This is a genomic window from Klebsiella sp. CSG-1 (genome assembly GCF_056521145.1).
Window position 1 is genome coordinate 692,565 of the sequence record NZ_JBWNLD010000002.1, and the last position, 17,461, is coordinate 710,025.

Genomic DNA, 17,461 nt, shown 5'->3' on the forward strand with positions numbered 1-17,461 from the left:
CCGGAGCCAACTGATGAAAAAATCTCTCTCATTACGTTATCTTGCGACCTCGCTGGGACTGGCGTTGGGGCTGGCATCGGCGGCCCAGGCGGCCGATACCACTCTCTCGCCGGGAAAAATAAAAATAGCCATGGAGGTGGCCTATCCGCCATTTGAATCCTGGCAGGATGACGCCATCGTGGGTTTCGATGCCGAACTGGCGGCGCTGCTTAGCCAGAAAACAGGCTTAACGCTCCAGCTGGTGGATACGAAATTCAGCAGCCTGATCCTTGGCCTGAGCGGCGGGCGTCAGGATGCGGTGATCTCGGCGCTGTATATCACTGAGGAACGTACCCGTCAGGCGGATGCTATCCCGTACGCCAACACCGGGGCCTATATTATGGTGCGCAGCGACAGTCCCGTTGCGCCGCAAACGGAACACGATCTCTGTGGGCTCACCGTCGGACTACAGCAGGGGACCTCATGGGTGAAAAAGCTGCAGGCGCTGTCGGCGGGCGAATGCCAGCAGCAGGGCAAAGGGGCTATCGAGATAAAAGAGTTCCCGACCTCGCCGGAGACGCTGCAGGCGCTGCTCTCCGGAAATATTCAGGCGCAGGTAGATATCGCTGGCGTGGTCAGCCTGTTTACCCAGCGTAGCAAAGGCCGCCTGAAGGTGAGTTCCCCGCAGACGATTTATCCGCAAACGCTGGGGATTTACGTTCGCAGAGGGAATACGGCGCTGGCGCAACAGCTGACTTCGGCATTGAAAACGCTGCGTGACAACGGGGAATATCATGCTTTGCTGCAGAAATATGCCGTCTACGGTATTACCGATAACGCGCCGCAGCCCTGAGATGAAAAGCGGAAATGTTGCGATAAACGAGCCATTTAATGAGATGTACGTCACGTTTTATGGCTGATTATCTCTCGAATGAAACTTAATTCTCATAGTTATCAATTGATTAGTGTGTTTTTGCCATCCTTTGTGTATTTAGTGTGTAAAATTACACACTGATCACAATTCCTCTCCCGTCCGCATGTTTTAATTCCCCTCACCAAAACAGAGAGGAATTCATATGAAACACATGATGATTTGCTGCGGCGCTGGCGTAGCCACCAGCACCGTAGCTTTAAATAAACTGCAGGACTTCCTGAAAAAAGAAAATATCCTCGATAAGGTTCGTATTTCACAAGGTACCGTCGCGGAAGCTAAAACCCGTGACGATGTCGATTTTATCGTCTCGACGTCGCCCGTTGCGCTGTCCGTTCCGGTCATCAACGCTCTGCCGCTATTAACCGGCATGGGTACCGATAAAGTGTTCAGCAGCGTGAAAGAATTAATTCTCGCCGAGGGTTAAGCCATGTTTATTGTTGACTACATCGTGGGGTTAGGCGCGTCGGTAATGATGCCGCTGATATTTATGCTCCTCGGTTTATTATTACGACTGTCCCTCAGTAAAGCCCTGAAAGCGGGCTTAATGGTGGGGATCGGGTTTATCGGCTTAAGCATTACCGTGAATCTGATGATCGATTCTCTTACGCCCGTCAGCCACGCGCTGGTAGAGCGTTTCGGTCTGAATCTGAACGTGCTGGATGTGGGCTGGCCCGCAGCGGCGGCGGTGGCGATGGGAACGCGCGTCGGAGCGCTGGTGATTCCGGTGTGCGTGGCGATTAACGTGCTGATGCTGTACACCAAAACCACCCGGGTGTTGAACGTTGATATCTGGAACCTGTGGCATCACGCGTTTACCGGCTCGCTGGTGACGATTATTACCGATAGCCTGTGGCTGGGGATATTTGCCGCCGGGATTAACTGCATTATTACGATGGTGATTGCCGACCGCACCAGCGGCGATGTCGAAAAATATTTAAATCTCCCGTCTATTTCGGTGCCACATGGTTTTTCCGCCTCATTTGTTCCGGCGGCATGGCTGGTGAATGCTATTGTCGACCGTATTCCGGTGGTGCGTGATATTAAAATTGATACCGAAGTGATTCAGCGGAGATTATCTATTCTCGGCGACCCGGCTTCTCTCGGGGCCATTATCGGCGCGCTGCTCGGCATTATTGCCGGAATTGAAGTAAAGGCTATTTTGCAAACGGCGATTACCATGGCGGCGGTGATGACCATTATTCCACGGATGGCGAAGATGCTGATGGAAGGGGTCTATCCGATCAGCGAACGTATTCAGGAAATTGCTCAGTCGCGGGCCGGATCGTTTGGTAAAATCGCCATTGGTCTGGACTCTGCCGTCAGCGTCGGCCATCCGGTGACGCTGTCCGTTTCGATGCTGATGATTCCGGTGATGCTGGTCCTCGCGGCAATCATTCCCGGCAACCAGTTCCTGCCTTTTGCGTCATTAACCGGTTTACCCTTCGCCTTTGTTCTGGTGACGGCGGTATGCCGCGGCGATATGTTCCGCACGCTGCTGACCGGGCTGTTAACCTTGAGCCTGGCGCTGCTGATTGGTACCAACCTGGCGCCGATTGTCACCAGTACCGCAGTCAGTACCGGCTTCTCGCTGCCGCAGGGCACCACCAGTATCAGTAGCGTGGATTATGCCGGGGCGATGTTGCCATGGGCGATTATCCAGAGTTTCCACCTCAAAGAGATTGGCGTCGGGATTCTGACCCTCTGTACCCTCGCGCTGGTGTTGTGGAATCGCCGCAAACTGGCACAGGAAAATGAACGGCCGACAGAGACGGCGACGGAGGCAGGAAAATGATGTTTAGCGCTCAGCGAGTCGTGACGTTTAACGAGGCCGTGAGTCGGACGGCCTTACTGACCCGCCTTGCCCAAAGTCTGCTGGCGGATGGTCTGGTAAAACCGAGTTTCACCGACGGCGTGCTCGCTCGTGAGGAGGTCTACCCGACGGGGATCTTTATGGAGACCCACAGCGTTGCCATTCCGCATACCGAGTTTGAGCATGTTAACCACACCGGGTTTGCTATCGGTATCAATCGGGCCGGCGTAGCGTTTCACCGTACCGATGAGCCGGAAGAGGCGGTGGTGCCGGAGATCGTGGTGATGATGGCCATTGATAAAACTTGCGAAAAAGTGGCAATTATTCAATCCTTATTCGCATTATTAGCCGATCGCGATCGCGTTAACGATATCGTTAAAATGACGCCAGAGGAGATTGCAAAAGTGTTCACCGATGCCGTCGTCACGCAGTAAGATAAAATGATGGGCGCCAGACGGTGAGGCCGGAAGCGGAGAGGGGCAAGATGTTACGCATCAGCGACGTCATAGAGCTAGCGATGGTCAGTCGCAAGACTATCTATAACGCGATCAACAGCGGCCGGCTGAAGTATCAGCTGGTGAATGTTGATAACCGCCAGGTTCGTATGTTCCTTGAAGAGGATGTGTTTGAAGCCTTTCCAAAATCCAGCCGCAGCACCACGCAAGAGCAGGAGATGCAGGCGCTACGGGAGGAGGTGGCTTCCCTCAAGTTTGCCCTCGCGGAACTGCAAAAGGCGGTCAACGCCATGGATCCTGAAAGTCAGTTCGAAATGACGTCGGCTAACGATCCGGCCAAAAAGCCCGGCCGCTAGTCAGCGGGCGGGCGCTAAGCGGTCAGACAATATCATCTACCACGCCGCCATCGACGCGCAGCGCCGCGCCGGAGGTGGCGGAGGCCTGAGTTGAGCAGACGTACACCACCATATTGGCCACTTCATCAACCGATGCCGCCCGCTGGATAACCGAGCTGGGGCGATGGGTCATCACAAACTCTTTGGCGAGCTGGTCCAGCGGTTTACCGGTTTTCGCCACTTCGTCTTTCATCATTTCGGCAAAGCCATCGGAAATCGTCGGGCCGGGCAACACGCTGTTTACCGTCACGCCGCTACCGGCCACGAATTTCGCCAGCCCACGCGCCAGCGACAGCTGAGCGGTTTTGGTCACCCCGTAGTGGATCATGTCCGGCGGAATGTTGCGCGCCGACTCCGAGGAGATAAACACCACCCGCCCCCAGCCTTTTTGCACCATCGCCGGCAGCAGCGCACGCGACAGCCGGACGCCGGACATAACGTTGGTCTGCCAGTAGTTTTCCCAGATGGCATCGTCAGTGTCGTAGAAGTCCAGCGGGCCATAAATCCCGGCGTTATTAACCAGAATATCGACGCCGGTTACCGCTTGCAGGAGCTGAGCGACCCCTTCGCCACTGCTCAGGTCGGCAACGGCGGCGCGCGGCCTGGCGCCGGGCACCTCATTTTGCAGGCGGGCGATGGCCTCGTTGACGCTACGCTCGCTGCGCCCGTTCACCACCACCTCCGCGCCGCTGGCCGCCAGCCCTTTGGCGATAGCAAAGCCAATCCCGGCCGTGGATGCGGTCACCAGCGCAACTTTCCCCGAAAGATCAATCTTCATAACTCCGGCCTTATGTGTTGTCAGACAGACCATTAAGCGTAGCAGCTGATGAGGGCGCAGGTCGGGGGATCGCCTGCGCAAAGGGTCAATAGCCCCGCTGTTTATCCACCAGATTGTTCAGCGGTAGCGCGCGTTGCTGGCGGTGAATGTTTTCCAGCAGCTGGCGAGCAACCACCTCCGCCGGCGCGATCGAAGCCATATGTGGGGTGATGACCACCTGCGGATGCAGCCACAGCGGGTCATCCTGCGGCAGGGGCTCAACGGGGAAGACATCCAGTACCGCGCCCGCCAGCCGGCCGCTATCCAGCGCCTGCAGAATATCGTGATTCACCATATGTTCGCCGCGTCCGCAGTTGATGAGTACCGCGCCTGTGGGAAGCCTGTCGAGCAGCGGACGGGCGAGAATACCGCGGGTCTGTTCGGTGAGCGGCAGCACGTTGATCAGCGCATCCAGCTCAGCAAAAAATTCACCGGCCTGCGCGTCGCCGTGATAACACCGGACGCCGGGGAGCTGCTTCTCACTGCGCGCCCAGCCGGAAACGTGATACCCCAGCCCGGCGAGGCGGGTGGCGATGTAGCCGCCGATTTCGCCAAGCCCCATCACGCCAATGCGAAAATCGGCGGCGGCCCGCTGCGGGTAAATCTTCCAGACGCGCTGACTCTGGTGCGCCAGCGCGCGATCGAAATTGCGCTGAAACCATAGCACGCCCCACAGGGCGTACTCGAACATCCCATGACGGAAATCCTCATCCACCACCCGGCAGAGCGGAACAGGGCTGGCGAACAGGCTATCGGGAAGATGGTCCACCCCGGCCGACGCGGCCTGGATTAATTTTAACGCCGGCGAACGCGTCAGCAGGCTGGCATCGGGAAACCAGCAGCTGGCATATTCCGCGGTGCGTGCCGCCGGATGTTCGGGTAAGACCGCGGTCACCTCCGGAAACAGCTGCAGCGCCTCGCAAATCTCGCGGGCATAGTTCTGGTCATTGCAATCGACAACGATAGTCAGGTTTGGCATAGGCGTTAGTCTTTGTAAGAAGTGTCGAGACGGTTCAGGCGGCGCAACCACGCCTGCCAGACCAGCTGGCGTTCATGTTCCACGCCCATCAGCTGTTCGCAGGCGTGTTGGCTCAGGTGTGCAGGAATGGTGTGGATGGCGCTGAGCGGAGCGAGCTGTGCGCTGGCCATTTGAATTTCGCAGGCGCGGTTGAGGTAGTACATGATGTAAAACGCATCGGCAACGGTACGCCCGACCGACAGCAGTCCGTGGCTTTGTAAAATCATGGCGATATTGTTCCCGAGCGAACGCTGGATTCGCTCGCGCTCGTCGAGGTCAAAGGCGACGCCCTCATACGGGTGGTAGCCGACGCGCTGGTAAAACTCGGTGCTGATCTGGTTAAGCTGTAACAATCCCTGCTGGCAGGCGGCGACCGCCATGCCCGGCAGCGTATGGGTATGGATGACGCAATGCGCATCTTCCCGCGCCATATGCACCGCGCTGTGGATGGTAAAACCGGCTGAGTTGGCCGGAGCGTGGCCTTCCACGACCTTTCCCTGCATATCGACGACGATGAGATTACTGGCCGTCACCTCATCGAACATCATGCCGAACGGGTTTATCAGAAACCGCGGTTCGCCGTCGCCCGGCAGGCGGACGGAAAAGTGGGTATACAGCGTATCTTCCCAGCCAAACAGCGCCGCCAGACGGTAGGCGGCAGCCAGGTCCTGGCGTAGTTCACGTTCAGTCGTCATTTATTGCACTCCCATAAATTCACGTATGCGGCTCAGCGTCGGATCTCCCGCGCCGTTGCGGATGCGCTGTGGAGGCACATCGCTTGCCACGACGCCGTTTTCCATCATCACCACCCGGTCAGAGATGGATAAAGCGAAGTCCATCTCATGGGTGACGATCAGCATCGTCATCCCTTCACGGGCAAGAGACTGAATCACCTTCAGCACTTCCCCCACCAGTTCTGGGTCCAGCGCTGAGGTGGGTTCGTCAAACAGCATGATGTCCGGTTTTAAAGCCAGCGCCCTGGCGATGGCGACGCGCTGCTGCTGGCCGCCGGAGAGCTGCCAGGGATATTTTTCGGCATGGGCCAGCAGGCCGACGCGATCCAGCAGATAGAGGGCCTGCTCTCTGGCCACCCGCTGTTCAACCAGCTTGTGATACAGCGGGGCGAGCATGACGTTATCGAGCACCGTGCGGTGAGGGAACAGGTTGAAACTCTGGAAAACCATGCCGATACGCCGCACGCCGGCGCGCATCTGCGGTTTATCCACGATAGCCGCCCCCTTAAGGTAATCTTCGCCATAGAGCACAATCTCCCCGGCATCGATGCTTTCCAGCGCGTTAATGGTGCGGATAAGGGTGGTTTTGCCGGACCCCGACGGCCCGATGATGCTGATGACCTGCCCGTTTTCGACTTTCAGATCGATACCTTTCAGGACCTGATGCTGGCCCCAGGATTTCTCGATCGCGCGCAGATCGAGCGCCGGCGGATTGCCGCTGGTGGGTTCGGCCTTCGCCGTATGCTGCGGCGCCTTCAGCGACTGACGCAGGGCTTCACACTCGGCGTCATTGAAGGTCTGCGGGCGCTTTTGCTGAATATCCAGTACATTTTCCAGCGCCCGGAACAGCCAGGTGAAGACCGTCACCACCATGACGTAGTAGACCGCGACTGCCAGCAGCGTCTCCATGACGAGGAAGTTTTGCGCATACAGGCGCTGGCCGGTGAGCAGCAGCTCCGGAAGTGAAATAACCGATAATATTGAGCTGAGCTTAATAATCGTGATGTATTCATTAATCAGGGTGGGTAACGAAATACGAAACGCCTGCGGAATAATAATTAAGCGCTGAATACCAATAAAGCTGAAACTTAATGCGTGACCGGCTTCGCTTTGTCCTTTCGCCACCGACATTAATCCGCCGCGATGGATTTCCGCCATATAGGCTGCTTCGGTAACGGTCATCGATACTAATCCGGCAATAAACGGAATACCGAGCAGCGGCTGGGTGACCGGGAAGAGCTGCGGCAGGTTATAGACAAAGACCAGCAGCACCATTAACGGCACGCTGCGGAAAAACCAAATATAGAGTTCGACGGGAACCTTTAGCCAGCGCGGGCCGGAGAGCTTCGCGCAGGCTAATAAAAATCCTAATACCAGGCCAATAAACCAGGACAATGAGCTGACGACGATGACGGTGATACACGCCTGCCAGAATGCCCCAACGCTAAATAATGAGAAAAAGTATCCCCAATCGAACTCCATACCGACTCCTGTTGCTCGTGTGCTTTATTGTATTTAATCGATGCGCTCTAAATTGTATTTCTTGATAATGGCGTCATATTTTCCGTTGGCTTTTAAGGTGGTTAATGTTGATTTAATAGCGGTCACCAGTTCGCTATTTCCCTTCGCAACGTAAATCCCCAGAGGCAGCGGGTAGACCAGCCGCGTGGAGCTGATAGCCAGCCGCCCACGACTTTTATCGACAATGATTTGCGCCGCCGGAGCGATTTCTAACTGCGCGTTAATGTTTTTCGACAGCAGGGCCTGCGAAGCTTCCGGCGCGGTCGGGAACTCCTGGATGCTGATGGCCGGTTTACCGTTCTTCAGGCAATACTCGTCGGAGTGATTCTTCAGGCTGGTGACCCAGGTGGTGCCCTGCTGCAGGCCCACCTTGACGCCGCAGAGCTCGTCTTCCGTTTTGGGCTGTATCGCGCTGCTCTTCAGGGCAATGATCGACGCGCCGGACAGGGCGTAAGGGATCGCATCGGCCTGTTTCAGGCGCTCCGGCGTGACGTACATGCCGGAGATCACCGCGTCGTATTTCTTGCCGATGCCTAAAATCAGGCTGGTGAATTTGGTGTCGATCAGCTGCGGCTTCGCTTTTAGCTGTTCGGCAATCAGCGCGGCAAACTCCGGATCGAGGCCAACGATATTATTGTTGCTGTCATAGGATTCAAACGGCGGATAGGTGACCTCCATACCGACTTTAAAGACACCATCGGTCAGCAGTTCTGCGGCCTGGGTCAGCGGAGAAAAGCAAGCGGCGACGGCGATGCCCAAAGCCACACGGCGCGAGAGCGACTTAAGCGTTTTTTTCATCATGTATCCTCACGGGTTATTAACGGTTTTTTGCTGTGCTTGTTTCTTCAGGTGACCAAAGGTGTTGGTGCCGCGGGCGCGCTCCGGAAGCTGCAGTTCGCCGCGGGTGACTTTCTCACGCAGGTAGCGATAGGTTTGCAGCGCCTGGCTCCACATATGCTCGCCAATGCTTAATTCCTGGTAGTCGCTGGCTTCTCCGGCGGCTAAAAAATTGGGCAGCGGCCGGATCAGCGTGTGGTAATCGCAGGCGAAAAACAGCGGGAAGGAGTAGCGTTCCTGCGGCACCTTGCGAACACGGTGAGCTGTAGCAACAAATGTGCCAGCGCTTAATACTTCCAGCATGTCGCCGATATTGATCACGAAAGCCTCTTCTCCGGCGGCGCTCTTCGCCGGCGGCGCATCGATCCAGACGCTTTCTTCGTTCAACACTTCCAGACCCGGCTGGTCGGCGAGCAGCAGGGTGAAGCACTCGTAATCGGTGTGTGCACCAATACCGGGAACATCCTCGGCGCTGGCATCAAAGGGGTAGTGAATCAGACGCAGCTTCGACGGCGGGCAGGTCACCATCGCCTTGAAATATCCTTCCGGCAGACCAAGGGCGAGGGCAAAGGCGTCAAACAGGCGATGGCCAAGGGCGAAAACCGCGTCATAGTAGGCCAGCACCCGGGATTGAAATTCCGCGAGTTCCGGCCACTCGTTGGCGCCAATCAGCGGCGTGCCGGCCAGCACAAACGGATGGTCGTCCGCCGCCTGGAAGCCAATATCGAACGCCTCTTTATGGTCCGGTTTGCCGGAGCCGTAAATCTCTTCGCCTTCCGGGACATAGCCTTTATGGCTGCGGGAGTGGCCGATGTAGTACTGCATCTTTTGCTCCATCGGCAGGGCGAAGAGCGCTTTTGCCGCCGCGCGGATGCCGGCGATCAGCTCAGGGGCGATACCGTGACCGGTGATGTAGAAAAAGCCGACTTCCCGCGCCGCTTTGCCGATGGTGTCGGCGACGGCCTGGCGCTTTGCCAGACTGTCGCTGGCCAGATCGCTGATATCGATGGTCGGTAACTCAGTGAAAGAACTTTTTGCGACGCTCATTACGACAGATCCTTTTCGGTTAGCGATAAAAACTCGGCGAAATGCTGCTGTTCATGTTTCGCCATCCATGCATTCAGCGACCACAGATCGGCCACCGGGACGTTGGTGAACGGCAGGTGATGCAGATAGCCGTCGGGGCCAAACTCGGGCGTCAGCGTGGTGTGCTGATACCCACGCCGGCGCTGCGAGCGCCAGATTTGTTGCCAGAAGCGCTGCTGAAACTGCAGCGCAGCCCGATATTCCGGCGCGGCCGGATGGGGCACCTGCGGCCCCTGGTCATAACCGGCGCGGGCCTGAATGTGGTGCACGCGGTCGATAAAGGCGCTGAAATCATCGCAGGGGTCATCCAGCAGCCGTTCACTCACCACAATCCAGTGGCTGATATCGGCGGTAAACCGCAGCTGAGGCAACTGCTGGATAATCTCGAGAGTCAGCCACGGGCTATACAGCGAGGTGGCGCGATGGGTTTCAAAGCTGCAGGTCAGCTCATACGCTGCCGCCAGCTCGTGGGCCTGGCCGAGAAAATCCACCTGCTGCGCCAGCGGCCAGCGGTCGTTGCCGGCCAGCAGATTAACGAAGCGCGGGTTCAGCGCTTTGGCGTCAGCGAAACGACCTTTCAGACGTTCAAGATGCTGCTGCGGCGTGTCGGCCTGCGCCGGAATCACGCCGCCGCCGCTGAAGACGATAGCGATATACTCCAGCGCCGATTCCTGCAGGCGTCGGGCCAGCGTCTGCTGCTCTTCCGGGGTCAGCGGTACGCGTGCTTCGATGCCAGCGCAGCCGACGCTTTTCAGCTCGTTGACCGTTTGCTGCCATGGGGTGGTGACACCCCAAAGCGTACGAAAAACCGTGAGTTGCATGAGCCGAATCCTCTATGGGTATTTCACGCCGGGCAGGACGCAGAGCATTTCGTACAGCAGGTTTGCCGCCAGCTGGGAGGTGTTGCCGCTCACGTCGTAGGGTGGAGAGACCTCGACCAGATCGCAGCCAATCAGGTTCAGACCGCGGCAGCCGCGAACGATTTCCAGCGCCTGAATCGATGTCAGGCCGCCGACTTCCGGCGTGCCGGTACCGGGCGCCCAGATGGGATCGAGGCTGTCGATATCGAAGCTGAGATAGACCGGGCCATCGCCCATCTGCTGGCGGACTTCAGCCATCAGCGGGGCGAGGGATTTGTGCCAGCACTGTTCCGCCTGTACCAGACGGAAGCCCTGGTCGACGCCCCACTGAAAGTCGCCGGCGGCGTAACCCTGGGCACGCTGGCCAATCTGCACCACCCGTTTGAGGTCTAGCAGACCCTCTTCAACGGCGCGGCGGAAAGTGGTGCCGTGGGCGATTTTCTCGCCGAACATCTCGTCGTTGGTGTCGGTATGCGCATCGACATGAATCAGGCCAACCGGGCCATGTTTTTTGCTCAGGGCGCGCAGAATCGGCAGGGTGATGGTGTGGTCTCCCCCGAGAGTCAGCGGGATGAGGGGGAAACTATTTAAACCGGTGTAGTAATCCTCGATGATCTGCACCGATTTGAGCAGGCTGTAGGTGTTGATCGGTACGTCGCCAATGTCGGCCACCGACAGCGATTCAAAAGGCGCTGCGCCGGTTGCCATGTTATAGGGGCGAATCATCACCGATTCGGTGCGGATATAGCGCGGCCCGTAGCGGGTACCGGAGCGCTGAGAGGTACCGATGTCTAACGGGATACCGACGAATGCCGCATCAAGTCCCTGTAAATCTTCGATAAACGGCAGGCGCATCATCGTTGCGCGGCCGCCAAAACGTGGCATCTCGTTGCCACCCTGCGGTTGATGAAAGACGTTATCCATTTCAGCTCCTGAATCTGACACACAAATACTCGACAGGGAGATAGTGCGAAAGATGGGCTGGACTTTACATCGTCTGCCGTAAATACTTAGTTCATTTATTGGTGAACTAAACATGCTCAACGACGGCAATCTCAATATTCGACAGCTGCAGGTTTTTGAGGCGGTGGCGCGCCTGGAAAGCTATAGCAGGGCCCAGCAGGAGCTGGGGATTTCCGTGTCGGCGATCAGTAACGCGATGTCTCAGTTGGAAGGGCAGCTGGGGTTCAGCTTGTGCCAGCGCGGGCGCGGCGGTTTTGCCCTGACTGAGAAAGGGCAGCAGTTTTTACAGCAGGCGATTCGGGTGCTGAGCGAGCTGAACGAGCTGGAGCGCCAGTCGGCGCTGCTGAAAGGCGAGCACAGCGGCACGATCTGCATCTCAACGCTGGACTCGATTGAAACCGAAACCGCGCTGTCGCTGCCGGTGGTCCTGCGTAGCTTCAGCGATAAGTTTCCCCATGTGCATATCAAGCTGATTATCCGCACTCCGGCGGAGCAGCTTAACGGCGTGCTGAACAACCATATCGATTTGGCGATCGGCAGCTATAACTCCCAGGTGCATAACATTATCAGCGAGCCGCTCTATCGCGAGCAGCACTGGCTCTACTGCAGCGATCTTCATCCGATGTTTTTCAGCCGTCAGCTTGATAAAGACCACATCAGCCAGTGTCCGCTGGTGACCCGCAGCTACTGGAATACCAGCGACCTGCGGCGGCGCGGTTTCAGTAAAGGCAGTGCCACCGTGGAAACCGTCGATGCGCAGCTGCTGCTGATTCTCTCAGGAAAATATATCGGCTATCTCCCTGAGCATTATGCCTGGCCGTGGATCAAGGAGAACCGGCTGAGGGTGCTGCTGCCTAACGAATTTGGCTTCCAGTCGCCGTTCTCGGCGATCTGCAAACGCGGGCGCAGCAATGAGCCGTATCTGAAAGAGTTTCGCAATTTGCTGAAGAAGAATACGGTGGCCAGGCCGAAGTGGAATTATTGAGGGCGGTGGCAGTCTGGCTCCCCTGGGGAGCAGCACGGCAAATGTTGAGTATTGCTGTTTTTCCGGGCCTGTGGCTGAATATTGACCACTCTTAACGGGCTTTATTTATCTCCAGAGGAAGGAGCGGAACGATGGCATTTGAACAGAAGAAGAAAAAAGCGCTTGCGCTAATGGAGGAGAAAAAGATGTGGCGGAGCAACTATGCGCCTCCGCTGCTGCGTCTTTTCTGGAAAGTCGGAGGCAAAATGCCGCCGCCGCCGTTTGCTCCATTCTGGCTGAATACGCTGTTCTTCGCCGCCTGGTTTGGCCCGCTGTGGGGGCTTATGATGTGGTTTAGCACCTGGCAAAGTGAAGGCTATAGCGTCTCTGGCGCGCTGTTCGCCAGCGTGACCGCCGGGGGCTTATTCGGCTTTTTGATGGCGCTATTTCATGTCTGGCGTAAGCGTGCCAACAACCTGCCGGACTGGGATCGTCTTTAGCGATGAACGTGGGGGGTTAAATACCCTGGATGGCGATATCCGTGGTGCGGAAAGTGTCTTTTACGCCACGGGTGGCGCGTAGATTGCTTCAAAAAAATGACCGTATTTGTTATATTGTTGTTCATTGCTTATTCACCTCTGCGGCGCCAAAAAGAATAAGATTCGCCGCAACCCAGGAAGATAAAATGTTAGATTATCGCTTCCCGACAGCTTTGCAGATGGTTCTCAGCGTAGCGATGGCGGAGCAGTTGGGTCAACGCTCGACAAGTGCGATTCTGGCCTATGGCCTGGAAGCCAATCCGAGCTTTATCCGCAAATTAATGGTGCCGCTCACCCGTGACGGTATTATTGTCTCCACGCTGGGACGCAACGGTTCCATCCATCTTGGTCGCCCGGCGGAGAGCATCACCTTGCGCGATATCTACGTATCAGTGATCGAAGATAAAAAGCTGTGGGCGTCGCGGCCCGATGTGCCGGCCCGCTGTGTGGTCAGCGCCAACGCCTGCTGGTACTTCAAGTCTATCGCCGACGAAGCAGAGCAGGCCTCCCTGGATGTGCTGGCCCGTCATACCGTGGCAAGCGCGCTGGAAAAGGTCAAAAAAGGCGATACCAGCGGCTGCGAGCTGTTACCAGAACTGGATATCCTGAAAAAAGCGCATTAATCCTGCCGTCCGCGCAAAAAATGCCTTCACACCGAAGGCGTAGATTGCTGACAAAGAGCGAACTTCTTACATTGCCCGGCGGCGCTTCGCTTGCGCGGGCCTACAGAGATTGTGCCATCGTTTGATAGTACGGGTTTTGTAGGTTTACGCAGATTGTGCCATTGCTTGATAGTTCGGGTTTGGTAGGCCGGGTCAGGCGTCAGCCGCCACCCGGCAACTCGTGGGCATAATGTTCAAAACCGGTTTATCAGCAATCTACGCCTTCACACAGAAGGCGTAGATTGCTGATAAAGAGCGAGCTTATTACATTGCCCGGCGGCGCTTCGCTTGCGCGGGCCTACAGAGATTGTGCCATCGTTTGATATTATGGGTTTTGTAGGCCTACACAGATTGTGTCATTGCTTGATAGTACGGGGTTTGTAGGCCGGGTCAGCCGCCACCCGGCAACTCGTGGGCATAATGTTCAAAACCGGTTTGTCATCAGTATCGCCTTCACACCGAAGGCGTAGATTGCTGATAAAGAGCGAGCTTATTACATTGCCCGGCGGCGCTTCGCTTGCGCGGGCCTACACAGATTGTGCCATCGTTTGATAGTACGGGTTTTGTAGGTTTACGCAGAGTGTGCCATTGCTTGATAGTTCGGGTTTGGTAGGCCGGGTCAGGCGTCAGCCGCCACCCGGCAACTCGTGGGCATAATGTTCAAAACCGGTTTGTCATCCGTATCCGCCTTCATTCAGAAGGCGGTTTTTTGTTGTCATCTATTCAGGCAGCGTTTCCAGCGTCGGTTTACCGCGCGTGACCAGCTTACGCAGCGTGACGTAGAACACCGGCGTCAGGAACAGACCAAACAGCGTTACCCCGAGCATCCCGGAGAACACCGTAATCCCGGTGACGCCGCGCACTTCCGCACCCGCTCCGTGGCCGAGGATCAGCGGTATCGTCCCGGCAATAAAGGCGATGGAGGTCATCACGATCGGACGCAGACGCAGGCGACAGGCTTCCAGCGCTGCTTCCATGATCCCTTTCCCCTGAATTTCCAGCTCGCGAGCAAACTCAACGATCAGGATCGCATTTTTACAAGCCAGCCCCATTAACACCACCAGTCCAACCTGCACGAAGACGTTATTATCGCCGCCGGTGAGCCAGACGCCGAACAGGGCGGAGAGCAGAGTCATCGGAACGATGAGGATCACCGCCAGCGGCAGCGTCCAGCTTTCATACAGCGCCGCCAGCACCAGGAACGCCAGAAGTACCGCCACCGGGAAGACAATCAGCGCCGTGTTGCCCTGGGTGGCCTGCTGGAAGCTGAGATCCGTCCATTCGATGTTCATACCATTCGGCAGCAGCTGGCCGGACATCGCGGCCAGTTTGGTCATCGCCTGAGCGGAAGAGAGCACCCGAGGATCGGCGTCGCCGATCAGATCCGCCGCCGGATAACCGTTGTAGCGGATCACCGGATCTGGCCCGTAGGTGGTGCTGATGTTAACCATACTGCCGATCGGCACCATTTCACCCTGGTTATTGCGGGTGCGCAGATTAGCAATATCCTCCACGCTGTCGCGGAATGGCCCGTCGGCCTGCGCCATGACGCGCCAGGTTCGGCCGAACTGGTTAAAGTCGTTCACATAAGATGATCCCAGGTAGGTTTGCAGCGTACCGAACAGATCGGTCAGCGATACCCCCTGCGCTTTCGCCTTGTCGCGATCGACCTGCACATCCAGCTGCGGTACGTTTGCCTGGTAGGTTGAAATAGGGAAATGCATTCCCGGCGTTTGCATGATTGCCCCGGACAGAGTATTCACCGCCGTTTGTAGCGCGCCGTAACCTAAGCCCCCTCGATCCTGAATATACAGCGAGTAACCGGAACCCTGGCCGAGGCCGAGAATCGGCGGCGGCAGGATTGAGAAGCCAAAGCCTTCCTGGATTTGCGCGATTTTGGCATTGATCTCGGCGTTAATTTCCGCCGCAGAATGTTTACGCTGATCGAATGGCTTCAGGCCAAAAAATACCGTGCCGGTGTTCGGCGTATTGGTGAATTGCAGCGCGTTAAGCCCTGGAAACGCCACCGCATAATCCACGCCTTCCGTGTTCATCCCGATTTCGCTCATTTTACGGATGACCGCGTCGGTGCGGGCCAGCGAAGAACCTTCCGGCATTTTCACGCCGCCAATCAGGTAGAGCTTGTCCTGGGTGGGAATAAACCCGCCCGGCACGGCTTTAAACATCACGCCGGCGGCGCCGAGCAGCAGCAGGTAAACAATAAACACGGCGCCACGTCGTCCGAGCGTTTTGCCAACCAGCCCCTGGTAACCATGTGAGCTACGATGGAAAAAGCGGTTAAACGGGCGGAACAGCCAGCCGAACAGGCGATCGATAAGCCGGGTTGGGAGGTCTCTCGGCGCGCCGTGCGGCTTCAGTAGCAGGGCCGCCAGCGCCGGGGAGAGAGTCAGCGAGTTGATGGCCGAGATCACCGTCGAAATCGCGATCGTCACCGCAAACTGTTTATAGAACTGCCCGGTTACACCAGAGAGGAAGGCCATCGGCACGAACACCGCGCACAGCACCAGGGCGATGGCGATAATCGGCCCGGAAACTTCACGCATCGCCTGGTGTGCCGCCTGCAGAGGGGCGAGCCCCTCTTCGATATTGCGCTCGACGTTTTCCACCACCACAATCGCGTCGTCCACCACGATCCCAATGGCGAGAACCAGACCGAACAGGCTCAGGGTATTAAGCGAGAAGCCAAGCAGATAGAGAATACCGAACGTCCCCACCACCGAGACCGGTACGGCAATCAATGGAATAATCGATGCGCGCCAGGTTTGCAGGAACAGGATCACCACCAGTACCACCAGCACCACCGCTTCGAGCAGGGTTTGCACCACCGCACGAATGGAGTCGCGCACAAAAACGGTGGGGTCGTAAGGGGCGGCCCACTTCATATCTTCCGGGAAACGCGTGGACAGTTCGTCCATTTTGGCGCGTACCGCATTTGACAAATCAATGGCGTTGGCCCCCGGCGACTGGAAGATACCGATCCCGACCGCATCTTTATTGTTAAGCTGGGAACGTAGCGCATAGCTGCCCGACCCCATTTCGATGCGTGCAACGTCGCGCAGGCGTACCAGCGAACCATCCTGGGCCGTTTTGAGAATGATATTACCGAACTCTTCCTCCGTGTGCAGACGACCCTGGGCGTTAATCGAGATCAGGAAGTCGCTCTCTTTCGGCAATGGCTCGGCGCCAAGCTGCCCGGCGGACACCTGCACGTTTTGCTCCTGCATCGCCGTCACCACATCGGAGGCGGTCAACCCACGTGCGGCCACCTTATTCGGATCCAGCCAGATTCGCATGGCGTATTCGCCGGCACCAAAAATCTGGATTTGGCCGACGCCGGGCAGGCGCGCCAGTTCGTCCTTCACTTTTAAGGTGGCGTAGTTACGCATATATAGCGAATCGTATTTACCGTTGGGCGAAAACAGATGCACCACCAGGGTGAGCGTCGGTGACTGTTTCTGGGTGGTAATCCCCAGACGGCGTACGTCTTCCGGCAGACGCGCTTCGGCCTGCGATACCCGGTTTTGTACCTGAACCTGCGCCTGATCCGGATCGGTGCCTGGGCGGAAGGTGACGGTGGTGACCAGTACGCCGTCGGAGCCGGCGACGGACTTCATGTACATCATGTTTTCGACGCCGTTGATCGCTTCTTCCAGCGGCGTCGCCACGGTCTCGGCGATCACTTTCGGGTTGGCGCCCGGATACTCCGCGCGTACCTGCACACTCGGCGGTACGACGTCAGGGTATTCGCTGACCGGTAGCAGCGGGATGGCGATGAGCCCGGTAATAAAAATCAAAATCGACAGCACCGCGGCGAAAATCGGCCTGTCGATAAAAAAGCGGGAAAAGTCCATGCGTCGGATTCTCTG

Annotated in this window: 17 protein-coding genes; 8 read left to right on the forward strand and 9 right to left on the reverse strand. The window is 57.1% G+C overall.

Annotation, left to right across the window (positions count from 1 at the left end):
* Positions 1-13 precede the first annotated feature (13 nt).
* The 5 genes from AC007G_RS07865 (at position 14) to AC007G_RS07885 (ending at position 3,534) form a co-directional block, all read left to right on the forward strand.
* Positions 14-832 carry an ABC transporter substrate-binding protein gene (locus AC007G_RS07865; protein WP_032691057.1) on the forward strand — a complete coding sequence of 273 codons (819 nt, stop codon included), beginning with the start codon at positions 14-16 and terminating at the stop codon, positions 830-832.
* Between the two features lie 223 nt (positions 833-1,055).
* Positions 1,056-1,337, forward strand: coding sequence for a PTS sugar transporter subunit IIB (locus tag AC007G_RS07870; protein ID WP_004866676.1), 282 nt, complete (start codon positions 1,056-1,058; stop codon positions 1,335-1,337).
* 3 nt (positions 1,338-1,340) lie between these two features.
* On the forward strand, positions 1,341-2,705 hold the full coding sequence (locus AC007G_RS07875; protein ID WP_032691058.1) for a PTS galactitol transporter subunit IIC: 1,365 nt from the start codon (positions 1,341-1,343) through the stop codon (positions 2,703-2,705).
* Positions 2,702-3,157: a PTS sugar transporter subunit IIA gene (locus AC007G_RS07880; protein ID WP_142631015.1), complete on the forward strand. Its 456-nt coding sequence runs from the start codon at positions 2,702-2,704 to the stop codon at positions 3,155-3,157. Before AC007G_RS07875 ends, AC007G_RS07880 begins: the two co-directional genes overlap by 4 nt.
* A gap of 50 nt (positions 3,158-3,207) precedes the next feature.
* On the forward strand, positions 3,208-3,534 hold the full coding sequence (locus tag AC007G_RS07885; protein ID WP_142631014.1) for a MerR family transcriptional regulator: 327 nt from the start codon (positions 3,208-3,210) through the stop codon (positions 3,532-3,534).
* Between the two features lie 22 nt (positions 3,535-3,556).
* On the opposite strand, the gene AC007G_RS07890 is transcribed toward AC007G_RS07885, so the two are convergent.
* From AC007G_RS07890 to speB, 8 genes are all read right to left on the reverse strand, one after another.
* Positions 3,557-4,351, reverse strand: coding sequence for an SDR family NAD(P)-dependent oxidoreductase (locus AC007G_RS07890; protein ID WP_032691061.1), 795 nt, complete (start codon positions 4,349-4,351; stop codon positions 3,557-3,559).
* Between the two features lie 85 nt (positions 4,352-4,436).
* Positions 4,437-5,369 (reverse strand): 2-hydroxyacid dehydrogenase, encoded by a 933-nt coding sequence (locus tag AC007G_RS07895; RefSeq protein WP_142631013.1) that lies wholly within the window; start codon positions 5,367-5,369, stop codon positions 4,437-4,439.
* Positions 5,370-5,374: 5 nt separating this feature from the next.
* Positions 5,375-6,103, reverse strand: a complete 729-nt coding sequence (locus AC007G_RS07900) for a class II aldolase/adducin family protein (protein ID WP_032691063.1) — start codon at positions 6,101-6,103, stop codon at positions 5,375-5,377.
* Positions 6,104-7,624: an amino acid ABC transporter permease/ATP-binding protein gene (locus AC007G_RS07905; protein WP_142631012.1), complete on the reverse strand. Its 1,521-nt coding sequence runs from the start codon at positions 7,622-7,624 to the stop codon at positions 6,104-6,106.
* Positions 7,625-7,657: 33 nt separating this feature from the next.
* The gene (locus tag AC007G_RS07910) at positions 7,658-8,461 is read right to left on the reverse strand and encodes an ABC transporter substrate-binding protein (RefSeq protein ID WP_032696814.1); all 804 of its coding nucleotides are present in this window, start codon (positions 8,459-8,461) and stop codon (positions 7,658-7,660) included.
* Between the two features lie 9 nt (positions 8,462-8,470).
* Entirely contained in the window at positions 8,471-9,547 is a 1,077-nt protein-coding gene (locus AC007G_RS07915; RefSeq protein WP_015585910.1) for an isopenicillin N synthase family dioxygenase, read from the reverse strand.
* Positions 9,547-10,407, reverse strand: coding sequence for a sugar phosphate isomerase/epimerase family protein (locus tag AC007G_RS07920; RefSeq protein ID WP_032691066.1), 861 nt, complete (start codon positions 10,405-10,407; stop codon positions 9,547-9,549). Before AC007G_RS07920 ends, AC007G_RS07915 begins: the two co-directional genes overlap by 1 nt.
* 12 nt (positions 10,408-10,419) lie before the next feature.
* Positions 10,420-11,370 carry an agmatinase gene (gene speB, locus AC007G_RS07925; protein WP_032696815.1) on the reverse strand — a complete coding sequence of 317 codons (951 nt, stop codon included), beginning with the start codon at positions 11,368-11,370 and terminating at the stop codon, positions 10,420-10,422.
* A 112-nt stretch (positions 11,371-11,482) separates the two neighbouring features.
* Here speB and AC007G_RS07930 point away from each other — a divergent pair, with 112 nt between their 5' ends.
* The 3 genes from AC007G_RS07930 (at position 11,483) to oqxR (ending at position 13,535) form a co-directional block, all read left to right on the forward strand.
* Positions 11,483-12,394 carry a LysR family transcriptional regulator gene (locus AC007G_RS07930; protein WP_032691068.1) on the forward strand — a complete coding sequence of 304 codons (912 nt, stop codon included), beginning with the start codon at positions 11,483-11,485 and terminating at the stop codon, positions 12,392-12,394.
* Positions 12,395-12,525: 131 nt separating this feature from the next.
* A complete protein-coding gene (locus AC007G_RS07935) occupies positions 12,526-12,873 on the forward strand; it encodes a DUF6404 family protein (protein WP_032698991.1) in 348 nt (115 codons plus the stop codon).
* Positions 12,874-13,058: 185 nt separating this feature from the next.
* The gene (gene oqxR / locus AC007G_RS07940; protein ID WP_032686421.1) at positions 13,059-13,535 is read left to right on the forward strand and encodes an efflux pump transcriptional repressor OqxR; all 477 of its coding nucleotides are present in this window, start codon (positions 13,059-13,061) and stop codon (positions 13,533-13,535) included.
* Between the two features lie 758 nt (positions 13,536-14,293).
* Here the strand turns inward: oqxR and oqxB are convergent.
* A complete protein-coding gene (gene oqxB / locus AC007G_RS07945) occupies positions 14,294-17,446 on the reverse strand; it encodes a multidrug efflux RND transporter permease subunit OqxB (RefSeq protein ID WP_032686422.1) in 3,153 nt (1,050 codons plus the stop codon).
* Positions 17,447-17,461 lie beyond the last annotated feature (15 nt).

Coding starts and splice junctions, on each gene's coding strand:
- AC007G_RS07930 (WP_032691068.1), top strand. CDS start 11,483: ATGCTCAACGACGGCAATCTCAATATTCGACAGCTGCAGGTTTTTGAG.
- AC007G_RS07885 (WP_142631014.1), top strand. CDS start 3,208: ATGTTACGCATCAGCGACGTCATAGAGCTAGCGATGGTCAGTCGCAAG.
- AC007G_RS07920 (WP_032691066.1), bottom strand. CDS start 10,407: ATGCAACTCACGGTTTTTCGTACGCTTTGGGGTGTCACCACCCCATGG.
- AC007G_RS07915 (WP_015585910.1), bottom strand. CDS start 9,547: ATGAGCGTCGCAAAAAGTTCTTTCACTGAGTTACCGACCATCGATATC.
- AC007G_RS07935 (WP_032698991.1), top strand. CDS start 12,526: ATGGCATTTGAACAGAAGAAGAAAAAAGCGCTTGCGCTAATGGAGGAG.
- AC007G_RS07900 (WP_032691063.1), bottom strand. CDS start 6,103: ATGACGACTGAACGTGAACTACGCCAGGACCTGGCTGCCGCCTACCGT.
- oqxR (WP_032686421.1), top strand. CDS start 13,059: ATGTTAGATTATCGCTTCCCGACAGCTTTGCAGATGGTTCTCAGCGTA.
- AC007G_RS07880 (WP_142631015.1), top strand. CDS start 2,702: ATGATGTTTAGCGCTCAGCGAGTCGTGACGTTTAACGAGGCCGTGAGT.
- AC007G_RS07890 (WP_032691061.1), bottom strand. CDS start 4,351: ATGAAGATTGATCTTTCGGGGAAAGTTGCGCTGGTGACCGCATCCACG.
- oqxB (WP_032686422.1), bottom strand. CDS start 17,446: ATGGACTTTTCCCGCTTTTTTATCGACAGGCCGATTTTCGCCGCGGTG.
- AC007G_RS07870 (WP_004866676.1), top strand. CDS start 1,056: ATGAAACACATGATGATTTGCTGCGGCGCTGGCGTAGCCACCAGCACC.
- AC007G_RS07895 (WP_142631013.1), bottom strand. CDS start 5,369: ATGCCAAACCTGACTATCGTTGTCGATTGCAATGACCAGAACTATGCC.
- AC007G_RS07865 (WP_032691057.1), top strand. CDS start 14: ATGAAAAAATCTCTCTCATTACGTTATCTTGCGACCTCGCTGGGACTG.
- AC007G_RS07905 (WP_142631012.1), bottom strand. CDS start 7,624: ATGGAGTTCGATTGGGGATACTTTTTCTCATTATTTAGCGTTGGGGCA.
- AC007G_RS07910 (WP_032696814.1), bottom strand. CDS start 8,461: ATGAAAAAAACGCTTAAGTCGCTCTCGCGCCGTGTGGCTTTGGGCATC.
- AC007G_RS07875 (WP_032691058.1), top strand. CDS start 1,341: ATGTTTATTGTTGACTACATCGTGGGGTTAGGCGCGTCGGTAATGATG.
- speB (WP_032696815.1), bottom strand. CDS start 11,370: ATGGATAACGTCTTTCATCAACCGCAGGGTGGCAACGAGATGCCACGT.